Below are 6,319 nucleotides of genomic sequence, written 5' to 3'. Positions count from 1 at the left end.
AGATTTTGTGTGTAGGCTTCTTCATTTGAAAATTATATCGCTGAAAAAGCCGTTACAGATAGGTTTGTGCAACAAAGCCCTTAGTTGAAAAAAACTTTTAGATTTCATGCTCACACACCACCTAAAACAAAAAATATCCGATTGATTTTACAGGCTTTTAATTTAATGTTTTATTCTACCCACTCGCAATATCAACGTTTAGTATCACGACTCACTAACTCATTAACTAAATATGGAGCAGTACGGCTATCTTGATTTTCTGTTATTTGTTTTGGTGTTCCTGCCACAACAATATTCCCACCAGCATTTCCAGCACCTGGTCCCACATCAATCACCCAATCTGCTTGTGCAACGGCACGCATATCATGCTCAATCATAACCACGGTATTACCCGCATCGACTAATCGCTGCAATTGAACTAACAATCGATCTACATCTGATGGATGCAAACCTGTAGTTGGCTCATCAAGTATATACAGTGTATTTCCACGCTGATTGCGTTGCAGCTCGGTCGCCAATTTAATACGTTGCGCTTCTCCACCAGATAGTTCAGTAGCTGGTTGCCCTAAACGTAAATAACCAAGGCCAATTTCCTTTAATAATTGTAGTGAACGAGCAATCGAGACCTCTCCATCAAAAAAATCACGTGCTTCATTGACGGTCATTCCTAATATTTCAGCAATATTACGTCCATTCCAGCGAATTTTCAGAGTGTCATCATTATATCGAGCACCATGACATGTCGGACAAGGGGCATATACACTTGGCATAAACAATAATTCTACACTGACAAAGCCTTCACCTTCACAAGTTTCACATCGCCCTTTAGCCACATTAAACGAAAAACGTCCAGTATCATAATGAGCTTGGCGAGCTTCAGGAGTCCCAGCAAATAACTTTCTAACATGATCAAATAAACCCGTATAAGTTGCCAGATTAGAACGTGGAGTACGGCCAATTGGTTTTTGATCAACCTGTACCAGACGCTGTATAACCTCCACATCACCAGCCAGAGAACCCTGTGTAACCTCGGTAACCAACATTCCTTCATTTAAAGGATTATTTTCATTATTGTTTTTAGTTTCAGATTCATTGCCTAAATATGAAAGTACTAACTCGGGTAAAGCTTGAGAAACGAGACTAGATTTACCTGAACCTGAAATACCTGTAACTGCTGTAAGTACACCAAGAGGTATACGAGCATCAATATTATGCAGGTTATGTCGGTAAATATTGTTAAGTTCAAGCCAACCAGAGGGTGTACGTCCATAACTTTGAGTAACTGGGATTTTATTAAATAAATAACTTGCAGTACGTGAAGCTGAAATCTCACTTAAATCCTGAGGTACTCCACTATATAAAATATTACCACCTTGCTCTCCTGCATCTGGTCCAACATCCACTAACCATTGAGCACGACGCATGAGCTCTAAATCATGCTCTACAACAAATACGGAGTTTCCAGCGTCTCTTAATTTATCGAGAGAATCATATAATGATTGACTATCTGAAGGATGTAATCCAGCAGACGGTTCATCCAGTACATAAACTACACCAAATAGCATAGAACTTAATTGTGTTGCTAAACGCAAACGTTGTAACTCTCCCGCTGAAAGAGTCGGTGTGGCTCTATCTAATGTTAGATAACCAAGACCTAACTGGCGTAATTGATTTAAACGCCCCACCACACCATTTGCTAAACGCTGGGCAGCAATTTTCTTTTCATCTGAAAGTGCTGACGTACGTCTTACATCTGGAGATACAGAATGCACTGCTCTACCTGTTGTTGCTCGTTCAGATCTATCAAGTTGGGTTACTTTATTATTAGTCTTTTCTCCAGCATCATGAGCGTCGAAATTGCCAAGAACAATGGGCTCAAGCAGGCAAGTTAACTTATCCAAAGAAAGTTGCATAAACTCACCAATATCTATTCCAGCAAAGGTAATAGATAAGGCTTCTGGTTTAAGGCGTTTACCATGACAGGAAGGGCATATTTTTCCTTCCATAAAACGTGAAACACGTTTTTTCATCGACGTACTTTGGGTATTAGCAAAAGTATGAAGAACATAGCGACGAGCACCAGTGAAAGTGCCCATATAGCTGGGTTCTAGTTTACGTTTAAGTGCAGATTGAGTCTCAGCGGGGCTTAAACCAGCATAGACAGGAACTGTTGGGGTTTCTTCAGTAAATAAAATCCAGTCTCTATCCGATTGCGGTAAATCTTTCCATGGTCGATCAACATCATACCCTAGGGTTACTAGGATATCGCGTAAGTTTTGCCCATGCCAAGCAGGTGGCCATGATGCGATAGCTCTCTCACGAATACTCAGTGTTGGGTCAGGAACCATTATCGATTCTGTAACTTCATAAATGTGACCTAAACCATGACAGGTAGGACAAGCGCCTTGAGGAGTGTTCGGTGAAAAGTCCTCGGCATATAACATTGGCTGATCGGCAGGATATGCACCAGCACGCGAATAAATCATTCGCACGAGACTTGATAAAGTTGTTACACTTCCAACAGAAGAACGGGTATTACTTGCACCACGTTGTTGTTGTAATGCTACTGCTGGTGGTAGACCATCAATAGCATCAACATCTGGTACTCCGACCTGATCTATTAAGCGTCTTGCATAAGGTGCAACAGATTCGAAATATCTTCTTTGTGCTTCAGCAAAAATAGTTCCAAAAGCAAGTGATGATTTTCCTGAACCCGATACACCTGAGAAAACAACAAGTGCATTTCTTGGGATAGAAACATCTACATCCTTAAGGTTATGCTCACGTGCACCTCGAACTTCAATACAATTATTAGATAAAGTAATGTTATTGTGTTCACCAAAAGAATGTATTTTCATGTTTCTACGAGCCTGTAAATTATTTTGTGTTAGTCCCATTTTTTATAAATGATCTTTTAATCGATCATCGAACTGAATCGTAAACCAATTCATTGCTAAACGCCAATTTTGAATTGGCATGGTCCATTTTTTAGCAGCATTTGAAGTTGCTAAATAAATGACCTTTTTCACTGAATCATCAGAAGAGAAGATCTTTCTCTTTTTAGTTGAATGGCGGATCACGCTATTCAATGATTCAATTGCATTTGTTGTATAAATCGCATGACGTATTTCAGCAGGATAGCTAAAGATCGTTCGGATATTTTCCCAATTTGCACGCCAAGATTCTCCAATTTCTGGATGCTGGTGATTTCATTGATCGCAGAAGATATCTATGGACTTTAAAGCATTTTCCTCTGTACTTGCCTGATAGATCGCCTTCAATCCTGCTGTTACAGCTTTGTAGTCCTTCCAGCTCACAAATCTCAGGCTATTGCGTACAACATGTACGATACACAGCTGGATCAGTATGAGGGTAGACAGAGGCTATCGCATCAGGAAAGCCTTTTAGTCCTGAGAAGCGCTGCTTCACAAGGCAGGCTACAAGAATATCTTGCACTCCTCGATTTTTAAGCTCTGTCATGAATGACAGCCAGAATTTGGAACCTTCTGTTTGAGCAAACCACATGCCAAGAAGTTCTTTTTGGCCATCCAGGTTAATGCCTAATGCTAAATAAACTGATTTATTGATTACTGTTGAATGCTGACGAACCTTAACAACAATACAATCTAAATAGACAACAGGATAAAGACTATCGAGTGTTCTATTTTGCCATTCTGTCACTTGTTCAATGACAGCATCCGTCACCTTACTAATAAGGGAGACAGATACATCGACATCGTACATTTCTTTAAAAAAAGCAACAATTTCTCTATTTGTCATTCCTTTCGCATATAGCGAAAGAATTTGATCATCCATGCTAGTAATGCGTGTTTGATGCTTCTTAATAATCTGTGGTTCAAAAGATCCGTCACGATCACGAAGGATATCTAAAGCAAGCTGCCCATCTTGTGTTAGAACTGTTTTGGAGCTAAAACCATTACGTGCATTAGATCCTTTCTTAGGTTGATGCTTTTCATAGCCTAAATGTTCAGAAAGCTCAGTATTCAGAGCGGTTTCGATCATGAACTTTTTAAATATGGCTGTCATTTGGTTTAAATATTCAGGAGTTTTTAAACCTTTAGCTAATTCAGCTGCCATACTTTTGATTGTAGCTTCATCCATGTGAAGTACCTCTTTTTATTATCCTCAGTAGGATAAATGAAAATTAAGTACTTACACAAAATTTAGAACAGTCCCACAACTCATTTTGTTGAACTATATCTGTACAACAATTCTACCTCGAATTTTTCCATCTAAAATTCCATTTGAAATATTTAAAGCATCTGTTAACTGAATTTCAGTCGTTACTGTTTCTAATTTTGTTTGATCTAATTCTGTAGCCAAACGTTCCCATGCTTCTTTTCTTAATTCGATTGGTGCCATCACGCTATCAATTCCATATAAGGTGATCCCTCTTAGAATAAATGGAGCAACTGTTGCTGGAAAATCCATTCCGCCTGCCAAACCACACGCAGCAACTGCACCACGATATTTTATACTAGCACATGCATTGGCTAAAGTATGGCTTCCAACAGTATCAATCACGCCAGCCCAAACTTCTTTGTTTAATGGCTTTCCTGGGGAAGATAATTCAATACGATCAATAATTTCACTCGCACCTAGATAGGTTAAATATTCTGACTCTTGAGGTCGACCAGTTGAAGCTGTAATCTCATAACCAAGATGATTCAAAATAATAATGGCAATACTACCTACTCCACCATTTGCACCTGTCACTAAAATTTTTCCATCACTTGGTTTAATACCATGTTTTTGTAAAGCCATGACACACAACATTGCGGTATAACCTGCTGTACCAATAACCATCGTATCTTTAAAAGAAAAAGCAGAAGGTTTTTGTATGAGCCAATCACCAGAAACAGTGACTTGCTCGGCTAGCCCTCCAAAATACTTTTCACCCACTCCCCAACCATTTAGTAGAACTTCATCTCTTTCTTTCCATGCTGGATGTTTTGATTCAATCACAACACCCGAAAAGTCGATTCCTGGGGTCAAAGGAAAACTACGCACCACTGGTGAACGCCCAGTAATGGCTAAAGCATCTTTATAATTGAGTGTTGAATATTTGACTTCGACTCTAACCTCTCCTTCTTGTAAAGGCTTTGATGCAATCTCAGTAATTTTTGATGTGTAACCTGCTTCATCTTTAGTAATTACAATACCTTTGTACATAGAACTTCCTCTCTATTTAATTAGACTGTTTGTCTAGAATTAATTAAAAAATAAATACAGATGTCTGCATTTATTTTTTAATTAACTTTTTACGTGATTTTGTTGTTTTACAGCTAAAGTAAACAAGCGATAAAATGCATCTAAGGGACTTATTGATTTGACCAAACGTGCTCTTAGAACTGCACCTTCCCACCCAATCCAAAACTGATAAGCAGCTTCATCGCAATCAGCTAGGCTATATTGTGAATTTGACTGATGTAGGCAATCAGAAACTAATTTCTCCCATACCTTAAAGATACTTTCGATTCGGGCAATGATTTCTTGTGGCAAATACGACACTTCTTGTCCTAAGTTACCTAAAATACAACCTCGTTTAAAATCATTTTTTTGCATTTTTTCACCCACATCTTTTACAAAATTTTGCAGCTTTTCTAGTGGGGAAAGATCAGTTTGACTTAAAAACTTTTTCAATCGCTTCACAAAATAAAGTTCATAAGCATCTAAGACTTCTAAAATAAAAGCCTCTTTATTTACAAAATAATGGTAGAAAGACCCTTTAGGAACTTGGACTGATTTCATGAGATCGTCCAAGCTCATAGCATTCATTCCACGTTCGGTCAGTAACTCGATACCTCGGTGGATTAACACTTCTTTAGTGTCTGCATAGTTACAACCGTGTTTGGTTGGTCGACCACGTGGTCTTTTGGGTGGGGAAGAATAATTCATATAATAAAAATAGACTATGTGACTAGAAATATCAACAATAAGATTATTTGATTGAAAATTTTATCTAAACTTCATCTAGTTCTCTTTTTTCACAGTACTTAGTCATTCATATAAATGCTCTTAAAAATCCTATAAGTTCATGAACTAATTTTTTATAAATTTCTATTATTTTTCTTCAAAATATTGAAATTAATAAATATATTGCAAAAATAATTTATAAACTAGATTTTAGGTAAACATAAGTTAAATCCGATACACCTAAAAGGCTTTGTTGCACAAACCTATCTCTAAAGGCTTATTCCACAATATAATTTTCAAATGAAGAAGCCTACACACAAAATCTACCTCACAACCAATTGGCCCGCATATAACCGAGCACTCATGAGTCGCGGAAATATTG

The 6,319-nt window shown here is 37.9% G+C and carries 3 protein-coding genes and 1 pseudogene; all 4 read right to left on the bottom strand.

From position 1 onward, the window contains the following. Positions 1-191: 191 nt before the first annotated feature. The 4 genes and pseudogenes from F968_RS18955 to F968_RS18935 all read right to left on the bottom strand — a co-directional run bounded on the left by F968_RS18955 (position 192) and on the right by F968_RS18935 (position 5,919). On the bottom strand, positions 192-2,858 hold the full coding sequence (locus tag F968_RS18955) for an excinuclease ABC subunit UvrA (protein ID WP_034596936.1): 2,667 nt from the start codon (positions 2,856-2,858) through the stop codon (positions 192-194). Positions 2,859-2,900: 42 nt separating this feature from the next. Then, positions 2,901-4,122 (bottom strand): annotated as a pseudogene (locus F968_RS18945) (IS256 family transposase). A 93-nt stretch (positions 4,123-4,215) separates the two neighbouring features. Continuing rightward, positions 4,216-5,193, bottom strand: a complete 978-nt coding sequence (locus F968_RS18940; RefSeq protein WP_004795799.1) for an acrylyl-CoA reductase (NADPH) — start codon at positions 5,191-5,193, stop codon at positions 4,216-4,218. An 81-nt stretch (positions 5,194-5,274) separates the two neighbouring features. Further along, the gene (locus F968_RS18935) at positions 5,275-5,919 is read right to left on the bottom strand and encodes a TetR/AcrR family transcriptional regulator (RefSeq protein WP_004795798.1); all 645 of its coding nucleotides are present in this window, start codon (positions 5,917-5,919) and stop codon (positions 5,275-5,277) included. Between the last annotated feature and the right edge of the window lie 400 nt (positions 5,920-6,319).

The sequence above is a fragment of the Acinetobacter sp. NIPH 817 genome (assembly GCF_000368405.1).
In the GTDB taxonomy this organism is placed as follows: Bacteria; Pseudomonadota; Gammaproteobacteria; order Pseudomonadales; family Moraxellaceae; genus Acinetobacter.
Note: the sequence above shows the minus strand (reverse complement) of the source record. Positions and strands in the feature narration are given on the sequence as shown.